A 26585-nucleotide genomic window follows, 5' to 3' on the forward strand; every position below is an offset into this window, starting at 1 on the left:
ACTCCCCTCTTCTACCTGATGCTGTTCCTTGCCATGCAAGGCTCAAGTCACTGCTGCTCGCTCTCTCTTCCTGCTTGGCACCATGAAAAACGGTGGCCTGAGCCACCGTCTTGATACTTGCGGGTCCAGCACAGCCTTATTTATCGATCTCCAGCATATGGTTGTTCAACATGAAATCGATCACCTGGGTCGAGGTCGCGCCCGCATTGCCCGTCAGGGTATCGAAGCTGTGATTCATCAGCACTATCTCCTGAGTCACCGGCGCCGCGCTGCTCTCCTTCACCTGCAGGTGCACCCCTTCGTTGTCCTGGAAGACGGAAAGCAACCCCTTCAGGGAGTTCTGGTTCTTGCTGCCATCGCTGTCGAGCAGATCGCTCAGATCCAGCTTGTCCCCTTCGGACTTGGAGAAGTCGAGCACATAGTCCTTGGCGACCGAGCCTGCGACCGTATCCCCCTTCAGCCAGGTGAAGGCATCGGATCCCGCATCCCCCTTCAGGATGTCGTTGCCGAGGCCCCCAGTCAGGATGTCATTACCCAAGCCGCCGCTCAGGGTGTCGTTGCCGGTACCGCCATAGAGGGCATCGTTGCCAGCGTCACCGGAGAGTTCGTCGTTACCTCCCTGGCCGAAGAGGATGTCGTCTCCCAGGCCACCATACAGCTTGTCGTGCCCGCCACGAGTATCACCTGCGACATCAAATGACTTGGCATTGCCCTTGATATATTCGTACAGCTCTACGGTGCTGGGGGCATAGCCGTTCTTCAAGGTCAGGAACTGGGTCAAGCCATCCAGTCCCTTGCCATTGACCCAGTCCGTCGGCTTGGCCGGATTGCCCGCCGCGCCCCAGGGCAGATAATCGGTGTTAATGGCATCGCCAAACAGGATGTCGCTGCCTGCACCGCCCTTGACCGTATCCGAACCAACCTCTGCGGGAGTATTCGTCACCGAGCCACCCACAAGCACGGCCTGGAGATCCTCGGCCTTGGTGATAATGTCGGGTTGACCGATCGGCGGATAGTCCGTCACCTTGGCGAGGTTATCTATCACCAGCGTGGCCGACGTGTTATCCCAACCCCGACTCCAACTCCAACCGTCATCTATATCATTCAATGTAAAGACATAGCGATAATCGGCAGCGACTAAAGGACCACTGTCTATCATTCCGGTCGTATTTAAAGCACTACCGACATTGACCCAGCTCGAGCCATTCCAGCGCTGTAATTGCACCGAGAAACTGTCACCGGAAGAAAAATCGCTATCTGTAGACAAATCAAAGCGGATGCCATTACCCGCCGCCACCGCCAGTGTTGCACTGGTAAAGATCGACGCACCGGAAGAGGCTTTATCAGTTAACTCAATCTTGTCGTTGTCTCTCACAACGGTGCCGGAGCTATCGCCAGCTTTACCCCAACTGCTCGCTCTCCACACACCACTATTACTCGAGAAGTCATTCAGTATTTGCGACTGGCCATATTGACTGCTCGCACCGGTCACCTGGGTATTGTCGAAATACTTCAGGTTACCCTCCGTCACACCGGTACCTATGCCAATCGCCTTGACCTCGCTCAATCCCGACAGAGACGTAAAGACATCGATGGCCTTCTGCATGTCGGCATCATTCGTGGTACCACCGGACGATGATTTGTCACCGTTGTACGTCGTGGGATCACCGTCGGTCAGGAAGTAGGTCAGGTTTTCGAATTTCAGGTCTGTCCCGCTCCCCGGCTTGGTATTGAACCACTCGGTCGCCTTGATGAAGGCATCCTCGTAGTTGGTGCCACCATCAGCAGACAAGGCCGTGATCTTGTTGATCAGCGTCTGCAGGTTTGCCGAGTTGAGATCTTCGATCTTCAACATATTGCTGGCCGACCCGGCGAAACCGATCAGCGTCACGTTGACCACGCCATCGTGGCTGGCCAGCTGGTTGGCCAACACTTTCAGTGCATTGATCGTCAATGTCATCCGATCCTGACCTGAGCTGGGATCCTGATTCCCATTCAGGCCATATTTCATACTGCCTGAGGTATCCACGATCAAGGCGACATTGTAATTCTTGCCAGGCTCGACCGACGTCTTGATGCCACCTATATCGCCCAACAGCACATCATCACCACCGCCGCCATCAAGGGTGTTGTCACCATTCGGATTGGCCGGTTTGATCATGAAGCCGGCGTCTGCCTCGGTAAATTTCACTTCACCCGAGATAGGTTGACCATTCATGTCGTACTCTTGCGAGCCCGACACAACGGTAACCTTGATATTCTGGCTACCGACCGGCAGTTCAATCTGCAGCGACAATTTGCCATCCTGATCCAGCATGCTGGCTGGCACCTTCCAACTGCCGTCAGCCTGCAGAGTACCGCCGGAGACCTCAGCCCCCTGCGGCAGTCCCTTGATGGTCAGCTCGGTAAAGCGCTCGCTACCGTCTGTGTCTATCAAGTCAGCATCAATCTTCAGGGTTGCAAGGTCGGCAACCTTGCTCAGTTGGCCACCCTCAAACTCGTACTTGCCATCTTGCAGATAGAGGGTTTCGACACTGTAGAAGTCATGGTTGGTCACAGCCCCAGTGACAGGGTCCGTATAGACAAGCCGGTAGTCGCAGCTGTTGGGCAAACCGGTCGTGACCAGTTTCAGCGCCTTCATCGAGCCGGGCATGTAGGCAACGTCCTGGCCGTCACCACCGTAATAGGAAGTGGTTGCCTTCAGACTTTGAGAGATAAGCGTATCGTTGCCCCCATCCCCCTGCAGCTTGACCGAGGACGTTGCATTCTTGCCACCTATCAGAATGTCATCTCCGTCACCGCCAATCAGGACCTCATTGACGCTGGCCCCACCGATCAGGGTGTCGTTGCCAGCCCCACCGATCGCCTGGAAGCTTGTACCGCTACCGAACTTGATCGTGTCGTTGCCAGCCCCGCCATCTACCCAGCTGCCATTGCTGGACACCAGATAATCATTCCCTCCGGTCGGGTTCGATGATGGATTTTTGCCTTGCAAGGAGTCTAGGATCTCTTCCACCTTCGCCGCACCCGGAGTCAAACCGCCACTCACCAGCTCAACCTTGAGGGTCACGCCATCTACCACTGGCTTGATATCAATAACGAACTTGGCATTGTCACTGGCATTGACGCCATCGCTGACCTGGTAATCAAAGGCGGCATAATCGCCAAGCTTGTTGCCCGGAGTGCCGCCATTGTTGCCCGCAGCCGAGCTCGACTCATGAAGGTCAGGCAAGAACTGCAGCTTGCCTGCATCAATATCCCCCTTGCTGAATGTCAGCCCGCTATTCACCAGAGCCTGTGTCACTGTCTGCCATTTACCCTCAGCATCCTTGTACTGGAGCAAGCCATCGGCTGGCAGTGAAGTGATTTTGATCGACAGCTGAGCATCTGGTGTATCGGCATCGCTGGCCTTGAAATCGCTCCACTTCAGGGAAAGCGGGGTGTCTTCGGCGCCACTGGCGTAGCCGCCGGAAGTGACGGGAACGGCCAATACCAGTGCAGTATCGCTGCCCGGCAGGGAGGTGTTGCCCGCCTGGTCGGTCTGGGTCGCGGTCACCGTCAACGATGTTCCATTGCCTGGCGTCGCTTCAGTCCAGCTGATAACGCCGTTCTGATAGCCATAGCTCTTGCCATTGTTCGATTGCAGCGTGCCATCAGCTTTCAACGTCAGTTCAACCGTACTGCTGGCGACACCATTGTTGATGATCAGCGTCACCTTGCCGCCCGCGACCAGATCGGCATGGCTGACCCCGGCACGCACCTGGATCTGATCGTTGCCGATCTCGGTCTTGGTCAGCTTCTGGTCGTTGTTCACGTCATCCACGATGACTACCGTCGGCGCGCCAGTGGCGGTGGTATCGCCCATGGTCGCGCTGTCGCTACCCGGCAGGGATTCGTTGCCCGCCCCGTCGACGATGGTGGCGGTCACGGTGAGCTTCACCCCGTCCGCCGGACGGTCAAACTCGTAAGCCACCTTGCCCGCCGTGATGTCGGCATCGCTCAGCACCCGGTCGGCCTGGCCGCTCACCTTGAGGGTGTCACCCGCCTTGGCATCCGCTGGCAGGCCGACGTTGACGTCTACCTTGCCGCTGATTTCGGTGCGGTCGATGGTGCCGTCGTTGTTGACATCTTCGGTGATGACTACGGTTGGCGCGCCGGTGGCGGTGGTGTCGCCCATGACTGCGCTGTCTTTACCTTCAGCCGAAACGTTACCCGCCCCATCCACAATGGTGGCGGTGACGGTCAGCGTCACGCCGTCCGCCGGGCGGTCAAACTCGTAAGCCACCTTGCCCGCCGTGATGTCGGTATCGGTCAATACCCGGTCGGCCTGGCCGCTCACCTTGAGGGTGTCACCCGCCTTGGCATCCGCTGGCAGGCCGACGTTGACGTCTACCTTGCCGCTAATCTCGGTGCGGTCGATGGTGCCGTCGTTGTTGACATCTTCGGTGATGACCACGGTCGGCGCGCCAGTGGCGGTGGTGTCACCCATGGTGGCACTGTCTTTGCCTTCAGCCGAGACGTTACCCGCCCCATCCACAATGGTGGCGGTGACGGTGATCTTCTGACCATCAGCCGGGCGGTCAAACTCGTAGCCCACCTTGCCCGCCGTGATGTCGGCATCGCTCAGCACCCGGTCAGCCTGGCCGCTCACCTTGAGGGTGTCGCCCGCCTTGGCATCGGTCGGCAGGCCGACGTTCACGTCTACCTTGCCGCTGATTTCGGTGCGGTCGATGGTGCCGTCGTTGTTGGCATCTTCGGTGATGACCACGGTCGGCGCGCCGGTCGCGGTGGTGTCGCCCATCACCGCGCTGTCGCTGCCTTCAGCCGAAACGTTGCCGGCGGCATCGACGAGGGTTGCGGTGACGGTCAGCTTCACCCCGTCCGCCGGACGGTCAAACTCGTAGCCCACCTTGCCTGCGCTGATGTCGACATCGGTCAGCACCCGGTCTGCCTGGCCGCTCACCTTGAGGGTGTCGCCGGCCTTGGCTTCCGCCGGCAGGCCGACGTTAACGTCTACCTTGCCGTTGATTTCGGTGCGGTCGATGGTGCCGTCGTTATCGATGTCCTCGGTAATGACTACCGTCGGCGCACCGGTCGCGGTGGTGTCACCCATGGTGGCACTGTCTTTGCCTTCAGCCGAGACGTTACCGGCGGCATCGACGATGCTGGCGGTAACAGTCAGCTTCACCCCGTCCGCCGGACGGTCAAACTCGTAGCCCACCTTGCCGGCCGTGATGTCGGCAGCGCTCAGCACCCGATCGGCCTGGCCGCTCACCTTGAGGGTGTCGCCGGCCTTGGCTTCCGCCGGCAGACCCACCTCGACGTTGATTGCACCATTTATCTCGCTGTTGCTGATGATGCCGTCGTTATCTGTGTCTTCGGTGATGACCACGGTCGGCGCGCCAGTGGCGGTGGTGTCACCCATGGTGGCACTGTCGCTGCCCGGCAGGGATTCGTTGCCCGCCCCATCCACAATGGTGGCGGTGACGGTCAGCTTCACCCCGTCCGCCGGGCGGTCAAACTCGTAAGCCACCTTGCCCGCCGTGATGTCGGCATCGCTCAGCACCCGGTCGGCCTGGCCGCTCACCTTGAGGGTGTCGCCCGCCTTGGCATCGGTCGGCAGGCTGACGTTAACGTCTACCTTGCCGCTAATCTCGGTGTTGCTGATGGTGCCGTCGTTGTTGGCATCTTCGGTGATGACCACGGTCGGCGCACCGGTGGCGGTGGTGTCGCCCATCACCGCGCTGTCGCTGCCTTCTGCCGAAACGTTGCCGGCGGCATCGACGAGGGTGGCGGTGACGGTCAGACCGGCGCCATCAGCCGGACGGTCAAACTCGTAGCCCACCTTGCCTGCGCTGATGTCGGTATCGGTCAGCACCCGATCGGCCTGGCCGCTCACCTTGAGGGTGTCGCCGGCCTTGGCTTCCGCCGGCAGACTCACATCGACGTTGATTGCACCATTTATCTCGCTGTTGCTGATGATGCCGTCGTTGTTGGCATCTTCGGTGATGACCACGGTCGGCGCACCGGTGGCGGTGGTGTCGCCCATGGTGGCACTGTCGCTGCCTGGCAGGGATTCATTGCCCGCCCCATCCACAATGGTGGCGGTGACGGTCAGTTTCACGCCGTCGGCCGGACGGTCAAACTCGTAAGCCACCTTGCCGGCGCTGATGTCGGCATCGCTCAGCACCCGGTCGGCCTGGCCGCTCACCTTGAGGGTGTCCCCGGCCTTGGCTTCCGCTGGCAGGCCGACGTTAACGTCTACCTTGCCGCTAATCTCGCTGTTGCTAATGATGCCGTCATTGTTGGCATCCTCGGTGATGACTACGGTCGGCGCGCCAGTGGCGGTGGTGTCACCCATGACTGCGCTGTCGCTGCCTTCAGCCGAGACGTTACCCGCCCCATCCACAATGGTGGCGGTGACGGTGATCTTCTGGCCGTCGGCCGGGCGGTCAAACTCGTAAGCCACCTTGCCGGCGCTGATGTCGGCATCGCTCAGCACCCGGTCAGCCTGGCCGCTCACCTTGAGGGTGTCCCCGGCCTTGGCATCGGTCGGCAGGCCCACTTCGACATTCACTTTGCCGTTGATTTCGGTGCGGTCGATGGTGCCGTCGTTGTCGGCATCTTCGGTGATGACCACGGTCGGCGCGCCGGTGGCGGTGGTGTCACCCATGGTGGCACTGTCTTTGCCTTCAGCCGAGACGTTACCGGCGGCATCGACGATGGTGGCGGTGACGGTCAGCGTCACGCCATCGGCCGGGCGGTCAAACTCGTAAGCCACCTTGCCCGCCGTGATGTCGGCATCGCTCAGCACCCGGTCAGCCTGGCCGCTCACCTTGAGGGTGTCGCCGGCCTTGGCTTCCGCTGGCAGACTCACCTCGACGTTGACTGCACCATTTATCTCGCTGTTGCTGATGGTGCCGTCGTTGTTGGCATCTTCGGTGATGACCACGGTCGGCGCACCGGTGGCGGTGGTGTCACCCATGGTGGCACTGTCGCGGCCTTCAGCCGAGACGTTACCGGCGGCATCGACGATGGTGGCAGTGACGGTCAGCTTCACCCCGTCCGCCGGGCGGTCAAACTCGTAAGCCACCTTGCCCGCCGTGATGTCGGCATCGCTCAGCACCCGGTCGACCTGGCCACTCACCTTGAGGGTGTCGCCGGCCTTGGCTTCCGCCGGCAGACCCACCTCGACGTTGATTGCACCATTTATCTCGCTGTTGCTGATGATGCCGTCGTTGTTGGTATCTTCGGTGATGACCACGGTCGGCGCACCGGTGGCGGTGGTGTCACCCATCACCGCGCTGTCGCTGCCTTCTGCCGAGACGTTGCCCGCCCCATCCACGAGGGTGGCGGTGACGGTGATCTTCTGACCATCAGCCGGGCGGTCAAACTCGTAAGCCACCTTGCCTGCGCTGATATCGGCATCGCTCAGCACCCGGTCAACCTGGCCGCTCACCTTGAGGGTGTCACCCGCCTTGGCTTCCGCCGGCAGGCCCACCTCGACGTTGATTGCACCATTTATCTCGCTGTTGCTGATGGTGCCGTCGTTGTTGGCATCTTCGGTGATGACCACGGTCGGCGCACCGGTCGCGGTGGTGTCACCCATCACCGCACTGTCGCTGCCTTCTGCCGAGACGTTACCGGCGGCATCGACGATGCTGGCGGTGACAGTCAGCTTCACGCCATCGGCCGGACGGTCAAACTCGTAAGCCACCTTGCCGGCAGTGATGTCGGCATCGCTCAGCACACGGTCAGCCTGGCCGCTCACCTTGAGGGTGTCGCCCGCCTTGGCATCGGTCGGCAGGCCGACGTTAACGTCTACCTTGCCGCTGATTTCGGTGCGGTCGATGGTGCCGTCGTTGTTGGTATCTTCGGTGATGACCACGGTCGGCGCACCGGTCGCGGTGGTGTCACCCATGGTGGCACTGTCTTTGCCTTCAGCCGAGACGTTACCCGCCCCATCCACAATGGTGGCGGTGACGGTGATCTTCTGACCATCAGCCGGGCGGTCAAACTCGTAAGCCACCTTGCCGGCGCTGATGTCGGCATCGCTCAGCACCCGGTCAGCCTGGCCGCTCACCTTGAGGGTGTCCCCGGCCTTGGCATCGGTCGGCAGGCCCACTTCGACATTCACTTTGCCGTTGATTTCGGTGCGGTCGATGGTGCCGTCGTTGTCGGCATCTTCGGTGATGACCACGGTCGGCGCACCGGTGGCGGTGGTGTCGCCCATCACCGCGCTGTCGCTGCCTTCAGCCGAGACGTTACCGGCGGCATCGACGATGCTGGCGGTGACAATCAGCTTCACGCCGTCTGCCGGGCGGTCAAACTCGTAAGCCACCTTGCCCGCCGTGATGTCGGCATCGGTCAGCACCCGGTCTGCCTGGCCGCTCACCTTGAGGGTGTCACCCGCCTTGGCCTCGGCCGGCAGGCCCACCTCGACGTTGATTGCACCATTTATCTCGCTGTTGCTGATGGTGCCGTCGTTGTTGGCATCTTCGGTGATGACCACGGTCGGCGCACCGGTGGCGGTGGTGTCACCCATGGTGGCACTGTCGCTGCCTGGCAGGGATTCGTTGCCCGCACCGTCGACGATGCTGGCGGTGACGGTCAGCGTCACGCCATCGGCCGGGCGGTCAAACTCGTAAGCCACCTTGCCCGCCGTGATGTCGGCATCGGTCAGCACCCGGTCTGCCTGGCCGCTCACCTTGAGGGTGTCGCCAGCCTTGGCATCGGTCGGCAGGCCGACGTTAACGTCTACCTTGCCGCTGATTTCGGTGCGGTCGATGGTGCCGTCGTTGTCGGTATCTTCGGTAATGACTACCGTCGGCGCGCCGGTGCCGGTGGTGTCGCCCATGGTGGCGCTGTCGCTGCCTTCTGCCGAGACGTTACCGGCGGCATCGACGATGGTGGCAGTGACGGTCAGTTTCACGCCATCAGCCGGACGGTCAAACTCGTAGCCCACCTTGCCCGCCGTGACATCGGCATCGCTCAGCACCCGGTCGGCCTGGCCGCTCACCTTGAGGGTGTCGCCAGCCTTGGCCTCGGCCGGCAGGCCCACTTCGACATTCACTTTGCCGTTGATTTCGGTGCGGTCGATAGTGCCGTCGTTGTTGGCATCCTCGGTGATGACCACGGTCGGCGCACCGGTCGCGGTGGTGTCACCCATCACCGCGCTGTCTTTGCCTTCTGCCGAGACGTTACCGGCGGCATCCACGAGGGTGGCGGTGATGGTAATCTTCTGGCCATCAGCCGGACGGTCAAACTCGTAAGCCACCTTGCCCGCCGTGATGTCGGCATCGCTCAGCACCCGGTCTGCCTGGCCGCTCACCTTGAGGGTGTCACCGCCCTTGGCATCGGTCGGCAGGCCGACGTTAACGTCTACCTTGCCGCTGATTTCGGTGCGGTCGATGGTGCCGTCGTTATCGATGTCCTCAGTAATGACTACCGTCGGCGCACCGGTCGCGGTGGTGTCGCCCATCACCGCGCTGTCGCTGCCTTCAGCCGAGACGTTGCCCGCCCCATCCACCAGGGTCGCGGTGACAGTCAGTTTCACGCCGTCGGCCGGACGGTCAAACTCGTAAGCCACCTTGCCGGCGCTGATGTCGGCATCGCTCAGCACCCGGTCTGCCTGGCCGCTCACCTTGAGGGTGTCACCGGCCTTGGCATCGGTCGGCAGGCTGACGTTGACGTCTACCTTGCCGCTAATCTCGGTGTTGCTGATGGTGCCGTCGTTATCTGTGTCTTCGGTGATGGTCACGGTCGGCGCACCGGTGGCGGTGGTGTCACCCATCACCGCGCTGTCGCTGCCCGGCAGGGATACGTTGCCCGCCCCATCCACCAGGGTGGCGGTAACAGTCAGCGTCACGCCGTCGGCCGGACGGTCAAACTCGTAAGCCACCTTGCCCGCCGTGATGTCGGTATCGGTCAGCACCCGGTCGGCCTGGCCGCTCACCTTGAGGGTGTCCCCGGCCTTGGCTTCCGCTGGCAGGCCGACGTTAACGTCTACCTTGCCGCTGATTTCGGTGCGGTCGATGGTGCCGTCGTTATCGATGTCCTCGGTAATGACTACCGTCGGCGCACCGGTCGCGGTGGTGTCGCCCATCACCGCGCTGTCGCTGCCTTCAGCCGAGACGTTGCCCGCCCCATCCACCAGGGTCGCGGTGACAGTCAGTTTCACGCCGTCGGCCGGACGGTCAAACTCGTAAGCCACCTTGCCCGCCGTGATGTCGGTATCGGTCAGCACCCGGTCGGCCTGGCCGCTCACCTTGAGGGTGTCGCCCGCCTTGGCATCGGTCGGCAGGCCGACGTTAACGTCTACCTTGCCGCTAATCTCGCTGTTGCTGATGGTGCCGTCGTTGTTGGCATCCTCGGTGATGACCACGGTCGGCGCACCGGTCGCGGTGGTGTCACCCATCACCGCACTGTCGCTGCCTTCTGCCGAGACGTTACCGGCGGCATCGACGATGCTGGCGGTGACAGTCAGCGTCACGCCGTCCGCCGGACGGTCAAACTCGTAAGCCACCTTGCCGGCCGTGATGTCGGCATCGCTCAGCACACGGTCAGCCTGGCCGCTCACCTTGAGAGTGTCGCCCGCCTTGGCTTCCGCCGGCAGACCCACCTCGACGTTGATTGCACCATTTATCTCGCTGTTGCTGATGGTGCCGTCGTTGTTGGCATCCTCGGTGATGACCACGGTCGGCGCACCGGTGGCGGTGGTGTCGCCCATGGTGGCACTGTCGCTGCCTTCTGCCGAGACGTTACCGGCGGCATCGACGATGCTGGCGGTGACGGTGATCTTCTGGCCATCAGCCGGACGGTCAAACTCGTAGCCCACCTTGCCGGCGCTGATGTCGGTATCGCTCAGCACCCGGTCAGCCTGGCCGCTCACCTTGAGGGTGTCGCCCGCCTTGGCATCGGTCGGCAGGCTGACGTTAACGTCTACCTTGCCGCTAATCTCGGTGCGGTCGATGGTGCCGTCGTTGTTGGCATCTTCGGTGATGGTCACGGTCGGCGCACCGGTCGCGGTGGTGTCGCCCATCACCGCGCTGTCTTTACCTTCAGCCGAAACGTTACCGGCGGCATCGACGATGGTCGCGGTGACGGTCAGACCGGCTCCGTCCGCCGGACGGTCAAACTCGTAAGCCACCTTGCCGGCACTGATGTCGGCATCGCTCAGCACCCGGTCTGCCTGGCCGCTCACCTTGAGGGTGTCGCCGGCCTTGGCATCGGTCGGCAGGCCGACGTTGACGTCTACCTTGCCGCTAATCTCGGTGCGGTCGATGGTGCCGTCGTTGTTGGCATCTTCGGTGATGGTCACGGTCGGCGCACCGGTCGCGGTGGTGTCGCCCATCACCGCGCTGTCTTTACCTTCAGCCGAAACGTTACCGGCGGCATCGACGATGGTCGCGGTGACGGTCAGACCGGCTCCGTCCGCCGGACGGTCAAACTCGTAGCCCACCTTGCCCGCCGTGATGTCGGCATCGCTCAGCACCCGGTCTGCCTGGCCGCTCACCTTGAGGGTGTCGCCAGCCTTGGCCTCGGCCGGCAGACCCACCTCGACGTTTACGGGGCCGCGGATCTCGGTGTTGCTGATGGTGCCGTCGTTGTTGGCATCTTCGGTGATGGTCACGGTCGGCGCACCGGTCGCGGTGGTGTCGCCCATGGTCGCGTTGTCGCTACCCGGCAGGGATTCATTGCCCGCCCCATCCACAATGGTGGCGGTGACGGTCAGTTTCACGCCGTCGGCCGGACGGTCAAACTCGTAAGCCACCTTGCCGGCGCTGATGTCGGCATCGCTCAGCACCCGGTCGGCCTGGCCGCTCACCTTGAGGGTGTCGCCCGCCTTGGCTTCCGCCGGCAGACCCACCTCGACGTTGATTGCACCATTTATCTCGCTGTTGCTGATGATGCCGTCGTTGTTGGCATCTTCGGTGATGACCACGGTCGGCGCGCCAGTGGCGGTGGTGTCACCCATGGTGGCGCTGTCTTTGCTTTCAGCCGAGACGTTACCGGCGGCATCGACGATGCTGGCGGTGACAATCAGCTTCACGCCGTCCGCCGGACGGTCAAACTCGTAAGCCACCTTGCCCGCCGTGATGTCGGCACCGCTCAGCACCCGGTCGGCCTGGCCGCTCACCTTGAGGGTGTCCCCCGCCTTGGCTTCCGCCGGCAGGCCGACCTCGACATTCACTTTGCCGCTGATTTCGGTGCGGTCGATGGTGCCGTCGTTGTTGGCATCCTCGGTGATGACCACGGTCGGCGCACCGGTCGCGGTGGTGTCACCCATCACCGCACTGTCGCTGCCTTCTGCCGAGACGTTACCGGCGGCATCGACGATGCTGGCGGTAACAGTCAGCTTCACGCCGTCCGCCGGACGGTCAAACTCGTAAGCAACCTTGCCAGCGCTGATGTCGGTATCGCTCAGCACCCGGTCGGCCTGGCCGCTCACCTTGAGGGTGTCGCCGGCCTTGGCTTCCGCCGGAAGGCCCACTTCGACATTCACTTTGCCGCTGATTTCGGTGCGGTCGATGGTGCCGTCGTTGTTGGTATCCTCGGTGATGACTACGGTTGGCGCGCCAGTGGCGGTGGTGTCACCCATGACTGCGCTGTCTTTACCTTCGGCCGAAACGTTACCCGCCCCATCCACAATGGTGGCGGTGACGGTCAGTTTCACGCCGTCGGCCGGACGGTCAAACTCGTAGCCCACCTTGCCCGCCGTGATGTCGGTATCGCTCAGCACCCGGTCGGCCTGGCCGCTCACCTTGAGGGTGTCACCCGCCTTGGCATCCGCTGGCAGACCCACCTCGACGTTGATTGCCCCATTTATCTCGCTGTTGCTGATGGTGCCGTCGTTGTTGGCATCTTCGGTGATAACCACGCTCGGCGCGCCAGTGGCGGTGGTGTCGCCCATGGTGGCACTGTCGCTACCCGGCAGGGATACGTTGCCCGCCGCGTCGACGATGGTGGCGGTCACGGTGAGCTTCACCCCGTCCGCCGGACGGTCAAACTCGTAGCCCACCTTGCCTGCGCTGATGTCGGCATCGCTCAGCACCCGGTCGGCCTGGCCGCTCACCTTGAGGGTGTCGCCCGCCTTGGCATCGGTCGGCAGGCCGACGTTAACGTCTACCTTGCCGCTGATTTCGGTGCGGTCGATGGTGCCGTCGTTGTTGGCATCCTCGGTGATGACTACCGTCGGCGCGCCAGTAGCCTGGGTGTCGATGGCCGCGCTGTCGCTGCCGCCGCTTCCCTGGTTGCCGGCCAGATCGGTGTAACTCTCCGGCTTGACGGTGACGGAGGCGGTGCCTTCAAAGTTGGCATCCGGGGTGAAGGTCCCGCTCCACGTCTTGCCGCCGTCACTGCTGATGAGGTTGCTGACGGTGCCGCCGAGCACGGTCAGGTCACTCGGATCGAACCCGGTCACCTGCTCGCTGAAGGTGAAGGTGACGTCACTGGTCTCGCCCACGGTCAGCTGGGTGTCGACGATGTCGACCAGCACGCTCGGGCCCTGGGTGTCCACGCTGTAGCCTTCGCTGTCGGTCGCTGTGGTGCTGTTGCCCGCCGCATCTGTGGTGGTCACGCTGGCATCGATCAGCTTGTCGCCATCCGCCACCAGATCTGCACCCGGCACCTTGATGTTGAAGGTCTTGTCAGCCAGCACCAGGCCGGTAAACGTCTTGCCGTTCACCGTCAGGGTGACGGTGTCGCCCACCCTGACGTCACCACCCACGGTGCCGGTGATCGCGATGTTCTGGTTCGCTTCCGCCGCGTTGATGATGTCATCCGGCGTGATGTCGGCATCCAGGGTGATACGAGCATCCGGCGCCGTGGTGTCGAGCGAGGTGGTGTCATCACGGGCGTCAGCACGGTTGCCCGCCGCATCTGTGGCACTGGCCACGACGGTCAGATTGCCATCCGCCAGCCCGCTCAGATCCGCGGTGGTGCTGTAGTTGCCATTGCCATCGATGACGGCTGTGACAGTCACCTTGTCACCGTTGGCATCAGTGATCACCAGGGTCACGGTGCGACCCGGGCCGACATCGGAGGTGCCAGTGATGGGCGCGTTGCCCACATTGTCGCCGTTCACGTCATCCAGGCTCACCGTGATGTTGGCGGTGGTGTCCACGCTGCCATCATCGGCGGCAGTGCCGGTGTTGCCGGCGGGATCGGTCACGCTGGCAGTCACCTCATAGCCGCCATCCGGCAGAGGGGTGACCACATTCGAGCTGTAAGTCCCATCCGGCTGAACTGTGGCCGTCAGGGTCTGTTGGTTGCCATTGGCATCGGTCACCACCAGGGTCACTGTGCTGCCAGGGGCGGCATTGGTGGTCCCAGTGATGGTCGGAGTGCTGTCGTTGGTGTTATCCGGCGCAGTCACAGTGACGGAAGGCGCCGTGCTGTCCACGCTGCCATCGTCGGCGGCAGTGCCGGTGTTGCCGGCAGGATCGGTCACGGAAGCCGTCACCCTGTAATCGCCATCAGCCAGGGGCGTCACCACATCCACACTGAAACTGCCATCCGGATTGACCGTGGCGATCAGGATCTGCTGATTGCCATTGGCATCGGTCACCACCAGGGTCACTGTGCTGCCGGGGGCGGCATCCGTGATGCCGGTGAGGGTCGGGGTAGCGTCCTTGATATTGTCGGGAGCCGAGACCGAGATCTGCGGTGCTGTCGCATCCAGCAGCAGTTCATCTGCTGCGGCAGGAAGATCCTCTCGCCGCACAATGGCGCTGGCTGGTTCGTCCGTATCGAAACCACCCTGAGCCAGGGTCGAATCGGCGCTGCGATCAACCACAATAAAGCCCCCGTTGCCGCTTCCTCCCGCCACACCGCCACCCGCCGCCGGGGCGCCCCCCGCTGCTGACGCTTCGAATGCCTTGGTCGGATCCACGCCGTCAAGAATGGCAGCCTGCAAGGCTGCAATGTCATCGCTGACAGCCCCCGTGGCCGAGGGTTCACCCTCTCCCTGGTTGAGGGCCAACAGTACACCGTCACCTGCGGGATCCAGCTCATCAGGATGGAGGTCGGTCACTGGCAGCGAGATCTGCAATGTACCGGCGCCAAGGGTGCCTCCCTCAGGCGAGAGCAACTGTGCGCCTTTGGCGACGGCATCCCCTTCGGCCAACTGACGCAGGCTGCCATCCTCACCGACCAGGTATACCGGTTGGGTCAAATGGGTCACGACTATGTCCTGTTCCAAGGTGATGGTATTGGCGCTCATGCTCTCTCCTGATGAGTAATTCCCGATGACGGGCATACAATTTTCCAGCATCCACTTTATTCGAATGAGTCACTAGCAACCAGTGAGGAATTTAGAACGAATGAGGGCTTTTTGAGGGGAAACAGGCTTAGAAACCGGAGGGTTGGCATCTGTTATGCCTACTGATAAAAAACTATTTATTTCAATTGGTTGAAATGGGTCAGTTGGCATCATGCCGTGATGCCAACTGACACGTCAGATGCCAGCCCAGAGCAGTATGGCCAACAGTTGCGGCGAGATGATGCGCAGGAACATCACCAGGGGATAAACCGTCGCGTAGGCAAGCGCACTGGCACCGCTGCTGCTGTGCATGGCGTTGGCAAAAGCCAGGGCCGGGGGATCCGTCATCGAACCCGCCAGCAAACCGCACAGGGTCAGGTAGTTGAGCTTGCCGTAGTGACGCGCCAGTACGCCAACGACCAGCAGAGGGATCAGGGTCAGCGCCATGCCATAGAGCACCCAGGCAGGGCCATCACCGTGAAGCAGGGTATCAACAAAACCCGCACCGGATTTGAACCCGACCACGGCCAGAAACAGCACTATGCCTATCTCCCGCAGGGCAAGGTTGGCGCTGGGAGGCATAAACCAATAGAGCTTACCTATGCTGCCGATCCGGGCGAGGATCAGGGCCACCACCAGAGGGCCGCCAGCCAGGCCCAACTTGAGCGCCGCCGGGAAACCGGGCAGATAGAAGGGAATTGAACCAAGCAACACCCCGAGCCCGATGCCGATGAATACCGGCAGCATCTGCACCTGTTGCAGTTTTTGCTGCACGTTGCCCACGACACAGGTCACGGCTTCTATGGCATCGAGCCGGCCGACCAGGTTAAGGATGTCACCAAATTGCAGGCTGGTCTGGCTGGTGGGAACCAGCTCGATCCCGGCCCGGTTGAGGCGCGAGATGACCACGTCATAGCGCTGCTTGATGTCGAGATCGCGGATCTTCTTGCCGAGCACCTGCTCGTTGGTCACCACCACCCGCTCGACCCGTAATTCGGTACCCCGGGTCGAGAGGGAGGTATCGACCTCCTCCCCCAACACCAGCAATACCTTGCGCAGGGCATGGCGCTCTCCGACCAGATGCAGCAGATCCCCGGTCTGGATGCGGGTATCCGGGCGCGGCACCATCAGCTCATCGCCCCGCTTCAGACGTGAGCAGATCACATCCGTCTCATCCAGACTGGGGATCTCCTTGAGCATGAGTCCGTGCATGTTGGGGTTGCGTACCGCGATATTGATGGTCTGCAGACTCTCGCGGACTGTGCCGGATTCTTGCTCGAAACGAACGGCTTCATCCTCGATCTTGATGTGAAAAAATACGCGCACCAACCACATGGTCAGCAGTATGCCGCAGATCCCGAACGGGTAGGCCACCGCATAGCCCATCCCCATCAGCGCCGTGGAGCCGGGAGCGGCGCCCAGCTCGGCCAGGATCTGCTGACCCGCCCCCAGGGAAGGGGTATTGGTCACGGCCCCGGAGAAGACCCCGAGGATCACCGGCAGCGGCACGTCAAACAGCTTGTGAAGTCCCAGCGCCACCACGCAGCCGAGCACCACCAGCAGAGCGGCAAAACCATTGAGCTTGAGCCCGGAACTGCGCAAGGAGGAGAAGAACCCGGGACCGACCTGGATGCCGATGGTGTAGACAAACAGGATCAGCCCGAACTCCTGGATGAAATGCAGGGTGTGGTCATCGAAACTCACCAGCAAAATACCGGCGAAGTGGCCGACCAGTATACCGCCAAACAGCACCCCCCCTATCCCTAATCCCACCCCGTGGATCTTCCAGTTGCCCAGCCAGAGCCCGAGCACCGCCACCAGGGATAGCATGCTGATAGAAAGCGCGATCTCACTCATTTTCCGCCATCCTTGTTCCGAATTTGACTCGGCCTAGCTTGTCAGCAAAGGAGGGGGATGACTGTGTGGCGGCGCACGATTCTGGCGTAACCTGGAGCAGAAATTACCAATTAAGGGATAGATTCAATGCCCGTGATATGGGTGCTCGCGCTATCGCCTCAGGGTAGAGAGGCCACGTAGCCATAAATGGCCCCGAAGTGGCACAGGCTCCCCCCCAGTACAAACAGGTGCCAGATGGCATGGTTGTAGGGGATCCGCTTGTTGGCGTAGAAGATGACGCCCAGACTGTAGATGAGGCCACCCAGCGCCAGCAATGCCAAGCCGCCAACGGCCAGATTGAGGTAGAGCTGGTAGACCACCAGCAGAGAGAGCCAGCCCAGGATCAGATAGGTGACAAGGGACAGTCGTTTGAAACGATTGATAAAAATAAGTTTGAACACCACCCCGAACAGAGCCAGCAGCCAGATCACCGCCATCAGCCAATCGGCGAGAGGGCTATCGAGCGCGACCAGCAGGAAGGGGGTATAGGTGCCGGCGATCAGCAGATAGATGGCGCAGTGATCGAAGATCTTGCACCAACGCCGCCAGGGCCCCTCCTCCATGCTGTGATAGAGGGTGGAGGCGAGGAATAGCAATATCAGGCTGGCGCTGTAGAGGCCATAACTGAGCCGGGCCAGGGGCCCTTGATCCCACCCCTTGAGCAACAGGCAGATCCCGCCCACTATCCCCAGCCCCAACCCCAGGCCATGACTCCAGCGATTCGCCCACTCTTCACGGGGGGAATAGTCCATCGCACCCACTCTCGATACCAATGATTAGAGGCTTCACTCTAGCCCAAGAGGATTTAAGAGTACAAGTGTTAGCTGAAAAAAGGGAGTGGCTGCCAGCCGCGCCCCTTTGGTGTATCCTCTGCCGCCAGCCCATTGCCCCTGAGTGGTTCTGGTGATGACCCGTATTGATGCCGCCGCGACCCCTTGGCCCATGCGCCCGGATGGCGTGGTCCGCCGGCCTGGTCTGGAGACCCCGATGACGTTGACCGAACTCTTTGCCAAACCGGACCCGGCCTTGGCCGCTGCCGTGACCCGCCTGCTGGAGCGCTTTCACCGCGCCGATGACAGCGAGGCGCCCTATAGGCATGAGCAGTTTTGCCAGCAACTCGATGATGCCACTGTGCCCGGCGAGGGCATGGATACCCAGGCCTATCTGGCACGGCTCGAACAACTGGTGCCTGGCGCTTCCCATCTCGCCTCCCGTCACTACATGGGCCACATGACGGCCCCTCTGCCCGCCTTCACCGGCGAGCTGGCCCGGCTGCTGGTGATGCTCAACCAGAATCCGATGAAGATGGAGTCCTCCCGCCTGCTGAGTTTCCTCGAGCGGGAAGTCCTGGCCAAGCTACACCGCCTCGTCTACCGGGATGAGGATGCGTTTTATCGCAGCCAGATGCATGCCAAAGACGCAGCCCTCGGTGTCATGACCAGCGGCGGCACCATCGCCAACGTCACCGCCCTCTGGCTGGCCCGCAACCATGCGGTGGGCGATAACCTCTTCAATCTGGTCGAGCAGGGTTACCGCGGTGCCGTCATCCTTGGCTCACGCCTGATGCACTACTCCTTCGACAAGGGGATGGACTTGCTGGGGCTGGGCGCGGCCAGTGTGCATCGCCTGGACACGGATGCCGACAATCGCCTCAGCCTGCCCGCCCTGGAGGCCGCCTTGCTCGCGTGCAAGGCCCAGCGCCTCAAGGTGCTCGCCATCATAGGGGTGGCGGGCAGTACCGACTTTGGCTCCGTCGACCCCCTGGTTGAACTCGCCGCCATCGCCCGCCGGGAAGGGGTGCATTTCCACGTGGATGCCGCCTGGGGCGGCCCGACGCTCTTCTCTCCCCGCTATCGGTCGCTACTGGCGGGCATAGAGGCCGCCGATACCGTCACCCTGGATGGCCACAAGCAGCTGCTGATCCCCCTTGGCACCGGCATGCTGCTCTGCAAGCGACCGGATCTGGTGATGGCGGTCAAACGCGAAGCCCCCTACGCCATTCGTGCCAGCTCCTTCGATCAGGGCCGCTTCACCCTGGAAGGCACCCGTCCCGCCAATGCCCTCTATCTGGATGCCGCCTTTCAACTGCTCGGCGAGGCGGGCTATCGCACCCTCATCGAAGCAAACTATGACAAGGCGCGCTGCATGGCGGCGCTGATAGACGCGGATCCTGCCTTCGAGCTGATGTCTGCGCCGGTGATGAACCTGCTCTCCTATCGCTGCATCCCGCCCCACCTGCAGGGTCAGCCCCTGGACGAGGCGGCCAACGACCAGATCAATGCCTTCAACATTGCGCTGCAAAAAGCCCAGCGCGCCGAGGGGCACAGCTTCGTCTCCCGCACCCAGCGCGCACTGAGCCGCTACGACGATCAACCCCTGGTACTGCTGCGCGCCGTGCTGCTCAATCCTCAGATTGAGGAGTCTGACATCCGCGACTTGCTGGCAGATCAGACCCGATTAGGGTTGAGGGTCGCCGCCGAGCTGTTCGTCGATGCATAAGCAAGGGAACTCAGGCCCCCGGGGCGGGTCTTATTCATTTGCCGTTGTCTGTCGGACAGGTAGACTGGATGAAATTTCGAGGTGAATGAGCCAGCATGAAGCAATTTTTTGAATTTATTCCGCTTATCGTTTTCTTTGCCGTCTACAAGATGGTGGACATCTATGCCGCAACCGGCGCCCTGGTGGTGGTCACGGGTCTGCAGCTGCTCTATGGCTGGCTTCGCTATCGCAAGGTCGAGAAGATGCAGCTGTTCACCTTTATCCTGGTCGGTTTCTTCGGCGGTCTGACCGTCTTCTTCCATGATGACTCCTTCATCAAGTGGAAGGTGACCGTCATCAATGCCCTGTTTGCCCTCGCCCTGCTCATCGCGCGCTACGGCTTTGGCAAGAACCTGATCAAGCAGATGCTGGGCAAGGAGTTGCAGGCACCGGATCCCATTTGGGACAGGGTCAACCTGGCCTGGGCCGGTTTCTTCGCCCTCTGCGGCCTGCTCAATCTCTATGTCGCCTTCAATCTGCCCCAGGAGGTCTGGGTCAACTTCAAGGTGTTCGGCCTGCTCGGCCTGACCCTGGTCTTCACCCTGCTCTCCGGCGTCTATCTCTACCGCCATATGCCGGCGGAGCAGAAAGAGGCCCAAAAACTCGAGCAGAAAAAATAACCGCAACCCGAAAAGGATCCTCTCATGTGGTATCTGATCTACTCAGAAGATGTGGCCGCCAGCCTGGCCCTGCGCAAACAGGCTCGCCCCGCCCACCTCGCCCGGCTGCAGGCGCTGCAGGATGAAGGGCGCCTGCTGACTGCGGGGCCCAATCCCGCCATCGATGCCGAGGATCCGGCCGATGCGGGCTTCAGCGGCTCGACCGTCATCGCCGAGTTCAACAGCCTGGCCGATGCCCGGGCATGGGCAGATGCTGACCCCTATGTCGCCGCCGGCGTCTATGACAAGGTCACCATCAAGCCATTCAAGAAGGTGTTCTAAGGGAACACGGGCAGCTCACCACCAACCAACAGGCCGGACATTGTCCGGCCTGTTTTTTTGAGGGAAGGCTGGCAGCCAGACATCCCCCGCCCATTCACTGCTTGCCAGAACGGTGCCTCAGGCTCGCGCCACAAACCAGGGATTGAGGATATCCGGCTTGTTGTATACGAGGGGGGCGCCATCGAGCTGGGTGACACTGCCCCCCGCCCCTTCCAGGACCGCCTGCGCGGCGCCGGTGTCCCATTCGCAGGTCGGCGCCAGTCTGGGGTAGAGCTCGGCTCCGCCCTCGGCGATGACGCAAAACTTGAGGGAGCTGCCCATGGAAACCAGCGCGATCTCCCCAAGGGGGGCCAGAAAATCGAGGGTCTCCTGAGAGAGGTGATTGCGACTGCCCACCACACGCCAGGGGGTTCCCTCCTGGTGAGGCCGGGTCTGGATAGAGCGACTGACGCCCCCCTCGCGGCAACATGCCCCCAGCCCCTTGCCGCCATACCACAGCTTGTTCAGCACGGGAGCATAGACCATGCCCCAGACCGAACGGCCCTCTTCGACAAGCGCTATGTTGACGGTAAATTCACCGTTGCGGGAGACAAACTCCTTGGTGCCATCCAGGGGATCCACCAGCCAATAGCGTTGCCAACCTAGCCTGGCCTGCAACACCTCCTCCCCGGATTCCTCGGACAACACGGGGATATGGGGGGTCAGACGCGCCAAACCGGCCACTATCACGTCATGGGCCCCCCTGTCTGCCGCCGTCAGCGGGCTCTCGTCGGCTTTGTACTCCACGGTGAAGGCTTGCTGGTAGATGGCCAGTATGGCATCGCCTGCGGCCCGGGCGATGGCTTCGAGTGCGGCAATTGGGGGAAAGGACATAAAATAGCTTCCAAGTCAAAAAGATAGCTCAGTCTACCCGAATCAGAACCGCCAGCTTATAGCCGTTTATCATGAGTTATTCCCTGTCAGAAATGGCAGCCCTCCCCTGTCATTTCTGACAGACAGAAACGGCCACCGCTGAGCTAAACATCAAGACGGCGCAACCCGCGTCCTTGCTCAAGGAAGAGAGTCGATGAAACGTCTCACACTCACCTGTGCCGTGCTATTGGCAACCCTGCCGTTACTCGGCCAACCCGCACTGGCGGCAGAGAAAACCGCAACCCAAGCCGTCACCAGCAACGCCGCCAACCAGGCGGGCAAGATCAACCTCAATACGGCCAGCCTGGACGAGCTGACCGCCCTCAAGGGCATTGGCGACAAGAAGGCGCAATCCATCATCGACTACCGCGAGAAGCAGGGGAAATTCAACTCTGTGGATCAGCTGGCCGACGTGAGTGGCATTGGCCCGGCGACGCTGGAGGCCAATCGGGATCTGATCATCGTCAAGTAAGACAGGAGCGGACTCATGTCCCGGGGCAGCCAGTGGCTGCCCCATTTTTCTTCGGGTATCATGTGCCCACTTTGTCTCACCGGATATATCTCCATGAAAAAGACACCGCTCGTTGTTCGCAAGGCCGTGCTACCCGTTGCTGGCCTGGGTACCCGCATGTTGCCCGCCACCAAGGCCATCCCGAAAGAGATGTTGCCAGTGGTCGACAAACCCCTGATCCAGTATGTGGTGCGTGAAGCCATCGCCGCCGGGATCAAGGAGATCATCCTGGTCACCCACTCCAGCAAGAACTCTATCGAGAACCATTTCGACAAGAGTTTCGAGCTGGAAGCGACCCTGGAGAAGCGGGTCAAGCGCCAACTGCTGGAAGAGGTGCAGCAAATCTGTCCCAAGGACGTGACCATCATGCATGTCCGCCAGGGAGAAGCCAAAGGGCTGGGCCATGCGGTGCTCTGCGCCCGTCCGCTGATCGGCGACAACCCCTTTGCCGTGCTGCTGCCGGACGTACTGATCGACGAGATGGCCAGCGATCTCAAGCAAGATAACCTGGCCGAGATGGTGCATCTGTTTGAGGCAGACCAGATCAGCCAGATCATGGTCGAGACCGTGCCCCAGAGCGAGGTCGACAAATACGGCATCGCCGACGTCAAAGGGGAGGAGCTGACCGCTGGCATGTCCCTGCCGATGCAGGCCATCGTAGAGAAGCCGCCCCGGGATGAGGCCCCCTCCAACCTGGCGGTGGTGGGTCGTTATGTGCTGTCGGCCAACATCTGGCCGCTGCTGGAGAAGACGCCCGCCGGTGCTGGCGACGAGATCCAGCTGACCGACGCCATCGCCATGCTGATGGAGCGCGAGCAGGTCAACGCTTACTCCATGAAGGGCAGAAGCCATGATTGCGGCAGCAAGCTTGGTTATATGAAGGCCAATGTCGAGTACGCAGCCCGCCATGGCGAGCTCGGCGCAGAATTCAGACAGTGGCTGGCTCAGTTTGCCAAACAGTTGTAAACGCTGATTTTTTCGCCATTCAACAGAATATTAAACGGGGCATCATTTGATGCCCCGTTTTCATTTTATCAACAAATATTCAGCTTTGAGCAAACAATTAACTACCAAATCATGGCCTTGTAATTCAATCACGCTTGTTTTATAAGGTTTAAGGCTTGTTCCGAGCCCTTGCATAAAATTCCTAAAAAAATAAAAGATACAGGTGGAAGTTCCATGAATAATCCGTCAAAAGGGACCTTTTTAGGTCACCCTAAAGGGCTCTTTTTGCTCTTTAGTACCGAACTGTGGGAGCGGTTCTCCTACTACGGCATGCGTGCCGTGCTGGTGCTCTATCTGACCGACCTGACCGCCAACGGCGGCATGGGCTGGAGCCAGGCCGATGCCCTCAAGCTCTACGGCATCTACACGGGTCTGGTCTATATCACGCCGCTCATCGGTGGCTGGCTGGCCGACACTGTACTCGGACAACGCCGCTCCATCCTGATCGGTGCCATCCTGATGGCCGCGGGGCAATTCACCCTGGCCCTGCCCCATGCCATGTTCCCGGACATGGTCAATAGCGTCTTCTACGCGGGCCTCGCCCTGCTGATCGTGGGCAATGGCCTGTTCAAACCGAACATCTCCACCATGGTGGGCGATCTCTATCAGGAAGGGGATCACCGTCGTGACGGTGCCTTCACCATCTTCTACATGGGTATCAACCTGGGCTCCCTGCTGGCCGGGGTGATCTGTGGGGCTGCCGCCACCGCCTATGGCTGGCAGGCCGCCTTCGTCGGCGCCGGCATCGGCATGCTGCTCTCCCTGGTGCTGCAAGCGACCATGGCGCAGAACTTCCTAGGCGACATTGGCCGGGTTCCTGCGGCCAAGCTGGCTGCCGCCAAGCGCTCCAAAAACCAGAAGGCTCCCCTGACCAAGCAGGAAGTGGATCGTATCAAGGTCATCCTCATTCTGGGTCTGTTCACCATCATCTTCTGGGCTGGCTTCGAACAAGCTGGCGGTCTGATGAACCTCTACACCCAGGAGTATACCGACCGCATGATCGGCAGCTTCGAGGTGCCGACGGCCTGGTTCCAATCCCTGAACCCCTTCTTCATCATCACCCTGGCCCCCCTGGTTGCCGCCATCTGGATCAAGCTTGGCAAGAAAGAGCCAAACTCCCCGGTGAAGTTCGCCATGGGCCTGCTGTTCTTGGCCATAGGTTTCCTGTTCATGATTGGTGCCGTGCTGGAGCAAGGTGGCGATCAGAGCGTCAAGACCTCCATGTTCTGGCTGGTCGGCGCTTACCTGTTCCACACCCTGGGTGAGCTCTGCCTCTCCCCCATCGGCCTCTCCATGGTGACCAAGCTGGCTCCCCTGCGCCTGGCCTCCCTGATGATGGGTGCCTGGTTCGGCTTTGTTGCCCTGGCCAACTATGCCGCCGGCTTCATTGGCTCCTTCGTGGGCGAGTCCGGTGCCATTGCCATCTTCGGTGGCATCGCCGCCGCCGCCGTGCTCAGTGCTCTGCTGCTGCTGACCATGGCCAACCGCCTGGTCTACTGGATGCACGGGGCCGAAGGCCATGCCGAGGCACCTGATGAGCAAGATGACAAGAAACTGCACTCAGCGACCGTCTGATTGCCCATAGCGAACGTCATGAAAAAGAGGGCACCCATTGGGTGCCCTCTTTTTATGGATTGGATGGCGAGAGGCTAGTGGTGGCGCACCTGCATATGCAGGGCACAACCCGTGTCACTGCGGATCTGCAGTTCGAAGGGGTCGTGCCAACTCCGTTTATGAAGCCGGTAGTGGCCATCCCGCATCAGGCCAAGGGGAAGTCCGCCGCTACGCATCAGCCAATGGGGGGAAGTGATGCCGGCATTGGCAAAGCTGAGGCCCTCTTCTTCATCAAACAGCAGAGCGGCCATCGAGAAGGAGTGACGCAGGCCAGACTCCATCAACTGCCAATTGAGATAGGCCAGCAATCGGTGGGGCTGAGCCAGTAGCTGACTCTCCCTCTGTTGATACTCGCGATAGGGGACATTGAGCAGTGAGCGCACCAAGGCGCCGCAGAAGGCGGCATCCGCAGCCAGCACCGGCAGCTCCATCACCAGCACCAGGAGACGGTTATCCACCCTGAACGTATCCGGGATGAAGAGGTTGCCCATCCCCTCGAACGTGACCTGCCAGGGGCCCCACTCCTGCAAGACCGGGGTCGATAGATTGCCGAGCAAGCGGGTTGCCGCACCGTCATGGTGGCGAAAGTAATGGAGGTGTTCGACCAATTCCAGCTGCGGGCTGGAGAGATCTGGGGCCGACAGGCACTGATTGATGCTCTGCGCCACCTGGGGCCAGTCACGAATGGGCTTGAGCAGAAAATCCCGGGCACCACCGCGCAGGGCACGGCCGACCTCTTCCATCCGGTTCTGGCCCGAGATGACGATGATGGGGATCTGGGGATAACGCGCCACCAGGCAGGCAATCACCTCATGACCGTCCAGATTAGGCATGCCCAGATCGCACAGCACTATATCGGGATGATAGAGGGCAGCCCCGGACAATCCCTCGATGCCATCCTCGGCCTGGAACACGCAAGCTCCTTCATTCTCTAGATAATTCACCAACATGTGGCGAAAGACAGCTTCGTCCTCCACCACCAGGATCCTGATTCCGGCTCTTAACATCTTGCTACAACTCTTGTGGTTCATGCCGATTAGAGCCTAATCCTAGACCACAGCCGCCCCCCGCGGACGGGGTGACCCCGCAAAAATACGCATGATTATTAATCCCTGTATAGAGACGGGTTATTCGCAGCCGCCAATCAGAATGCGCCCAGGATCAGCCCTTAATTGTGCCCAGCCAGCCCATGGGGGATAATGGCGCCATCCTAGCTAGCGAAGAACGCCATGACTCCAGCCGAATACAGCGCCCTCGCCCATCCCAGATTGTCTCATCCGGCTCGCAGCCTCTACAGTCTGCAGTTGCGGCGACTGATCATGGAGAACCAGCCCCCCCGGCTCAGTTATCCTGAACTGGGACGCACCTTGGCGGTGGTCGATCCCATGGATGCCAGCGGCTTCAGTTATCAGGTCAATGCCCGCCAGCTCACCGCCCTGTTTGACGAGCTGATCGAGGCAGGCTTGCTGCATATTGAGAGCCCGGTGGAGAGTGAGCACTATCACCAGTGCACCTTTACTCTGCCCCTGCTGAACCAACGCAGCCGCAGCCCCTTGCCTGAGCGGCCCTTCCAGATGCACCTGCACTGGCGTCCGGACGAGGAGCTGCCCGCGCTGGCGCGCCTCTGTGGCGTCATAGATGCCAGCTACAGCGAGGAGGATCTCGGCGAGTTCATCGCTTACTGGCTGGGGCGTCCCGAGGTTTTTGACTCCCAGCACCAGTGGATGCTCAAATTCATCCGGGCCCTCAAGACCCGTCGCTATGTTCGTCGCTCGCAAACCGAGGTACAAGGCTACCAGCAGGTGAGCGCAGAACCCGTCTCTTCCGGCCCGAGCAAACGCGCCCAGGAGATGATAGAGCAGGCCAAACGGCTGGCCGAGCAGCAAGAGAGCGAGCATGATTGAGC

General features: G+C 61.2%; 12 protein-coding genes. 7 read left to right on the forward strand and 5 right to left on the reverse strand.

Features of this window, described 5'->3' with window-relative positions; genetic code table 11:
* Positions 1-136: 136 nt before the first annotated feature.
* The 3 genes from M2367_RS19505 to M2367_RS19515 all read right to left on the reverse strand — a co-directional run bounded on the left by M2367_RS19505 (position 137) and on the right by M2367_RS19515 (position 17910).
* A complete protein-coding gene (locus M2367_RS19505) occupies positions 137-15223 on the reverse strand; it encodes an Ig-like domain-containing protein (protein ID WP_259238020.1) in 15087 nt (5028 codons plus the stop codon).
* Between the two features lie 234 nt (positions 15224-15457).
* A complete protein-coding gene (locus tag M2367_RS19510; RefSeq protein WP_259238022.1) occupies positions 15458-17119 on the reverse strand; it encodes a putative transporter in 1662 nt (553 codons plus the stop codon).
* 158 nt (positions 17120-17277) lie between these two features.
* Positions 17278-17910, reverse strand: coding sequence for a hemolysin III family protein (locus M2367_RS19515; protein WP_042041269.1), 633 nt, complete (start codon positions 17908-17910; stop codon positions 17278-17280).
* A 235-nt stretch (positions 17911-18145) separates the two neighbouring features.
* Here M2367_RS19515 and M2367_RS19520 point away from each other — a divergent pair, with 235 nt between their 5' ends.
* The 3 genes from M2367_RS19520 (at position 18146) to M2367_RS19530 (ending at position 20637) form a co-directional block, all read left to right on the forward strand.
* Positions 18146-19657, forward strand: a complete 1512-nt coding sequence (locus M2367_RS19520; protein ID WP_042041274.1) for an aminotransferase class V-fold PLP-dependent enzyme — start codon at positions 18146-18148, stop codon at positions 19655-19657.
* A gap of 95 nt (positions 19658-19752) precedes the next feature.
* A complete protein-coding gene (locus M2367_RS19525) occupies positions 19753-20316 on the forward strand; it encodes a septation protein A (RefSeq protein ID WP_042041268.1) in 564 nt (187 codons plus the stop codon).
* Between the two features lie 24 nt (positions 20317-20340).
* A complete protein-coding gene (locus tag M2367_RS19530) occupies positions 20341-20637 on the forward strand; it encodes a YciI family protein (RefSeq protein WP_042041266.1) in 297 nt (98 codons plus the stop codon).
* 117 nt (positions 20638-20754) lie between these two features.
* On the opposite strand, the gene cysQ is transcribed toward M2367_RS19530, so the two are convergent.
* On the reverse strand, positions 20755-21510 hold the full coding sequence (cysQ, locus tag M2367_RS19535; protein WP_259238027.1) for a 3'(2'),5'-bisphosphate nucleotidase CysQ: 756 nt from the start codon (positions 21508-21510) through the stop codon (positions 20755-20757).
* Between the two features lie 193 nt (positions 21511-21703).
* Here cysQ and M2367_RS19540 point away from each other — a divergent pair, with 193 nt between their 5' ends.
* From M2367_RS19540 to M2367_RS19550, 3 genes are all read left to right on the forward strand, one after another.
* Positions 21704-22021, forward strand: a complete 318-nt coding sequence (locus M2367_RS19540; protein WP_259238029.1) for a ComEA family DNA-binding protein — start codon at positions 21704-21706, stop codon at positions 22019-22021.
* Between the two features lie 93 nt (positions 22022-22114).
* Entirely contained in the window at positions 22115-23026 is a 912-nt protein-coding gene (gene galU / locus M2367_RS19545) for a UTP--glucose-1-phosphate uridylyltransferase GalU (protein WP_042041261.1), read from the forward strand.
* A 213-nt stretch (positions 23027-23239) separates the two neighbouring features.
* A complete protein-coding gene (locus M2367_RS19550) occupies positions 23240-24640 on the forward strand; it encodes a peptide MFS transporter (protein WP_224432120.1) in 1401 nt (466 codons plus the stop codon).
* A gap of 74 nt (positions 24641-24714) precedes the next feature.
* On the opposite strand, the gene M2367_RS19555 is transcribed toward M2367_RS19550, so the two are convergent.
* Positions 24715-25686 (reverse strand): response regulator, encoded by a 972-nt coding sequence (locus tag M2367_RS19555; RefSeq protein WP_224432119.1) that lies wholly within the window; start codon positions 25684-25686, stop codon positions 24715-24717.
* A 222-nt stretch (positions 25687-25908) separates the two neighbouring features.
* On the opposite strand from M2367_RS19555, the gene M2367_RS19560 reads away from it, so the two are divergent.
* A complete protein-coding gene (locus M2367_RS19560) occupies positions 25909-26583 on the forward strand; it encodes a DnaT-like ssDNA-binding domain-containing protein (RefSeq protein ID WP_259238031.1) in 675 nt (224 codons plus the stop codon).
* The last annotated feature ends 2 nt before the right edge of the window (positions 26584-26585 follow it).

It is taken from the genome of Aeromonas sp. BIGb0445 (genome assembly GCF_024809075.1).
GTDB classification, from domain to species: Bacteria; Pseudomonadota; Gammaproteobacteria; order Enterobacterales; family Aeromonadaceae; genus Aeromonas; species Aeromonas rivuli.

What these genes read in the sequence shown, in the direction of transcription:
- M2367_RS19540 (WP_259238029.1), top strand. Translation starts at nt 21,704, where the DNA reads ATGAAACGTCTCACACTCACCTGTGCCGTGCTATTGGCAACCCTGCCG.
- cysQ (WP_259238027.1), bottom strand. Translation starts at nt 21,510, where the DNA reads ATGTCCTTTCCCCCAATTGCCGCACTCGAAGCCATCGCCCGGGCCGCA.
- M2367_RS19555 (WP_224432119.1), bottom strand. Translation starts at nt 25,686, where the DNA reads ATGTTAAGAGCCGGAATCAGGATCCTGGTGGTGGAGGACGAAGCTGTC.
- M2367_RS19550 (WP_224432120.1), top strand. Translation starts at nt 23,240, where the DNA reads ATGAATAATCCGTCAAAAGGGACCTTTTTAGGTCACCCTAAAGGGCTC.
- M2367_RS19560 (WP_259238031.1), top strand. Translation starts at nt 25,909, where the DNA reads ATGACTCCAGCCGAATACAGCGCCCTCGCCCATCCCAGATTGTCTCAT.
- M2367_RS19530 (WP_042041266.1), top strand. Translation starts at nt 20,341, where the DNA reads ATGTGGTATCTGATCTACTCAGAAGATGTGGCCGCCAGCCTGGCCCTG.
- M2367_RS19520 (WP_042041274.1), top strand. Translation starts at nt 18,146, where the DNA reads ATGACGTTGACCGAACTCTTTGCCAAACCGGACCCGGCCTTGGCCGCT.
- M2367_RS19525 (WP_042041268.1), top strand. Translation starts at nt 19,753, where the DNA reads ATGAAGCAATTTTTTGAATTTATTCCGCTTATCGTTTTCTTTGCCGTC.
- M2367_RS19510 (WP_259238022.1), bottom strand. Translation starts at nt 17,119, where the DNA reads ATGAGTGAGATCGCGCTTTCTATCAGCATGCTATCCCTGGTGGCGGTG.
- M2367_RS19505 (WP_259238020.1), bottom strand. Translation starts at nt 15,223, where the DNA reads ATGAGCGCCAATACCATCACCTTGGAACAGGACATAGTCGTGACCCAT.
- galU (WP_042041261.1), top strand. Translation starts at nt 22,115, where the DNA reads ATGAAAAAGACACCGCTCGTTGTTCGCAAGGCCGTGCTACCCGTTGCT.
- M2367_RS19515 (WP_042041269.1), bottom strand. Translation starts at nt 17,910, where the DNA reads ATGGACTATTCCCCCCGTGAAGAGTGGGCGAATCGCTGGAGTCATGGC.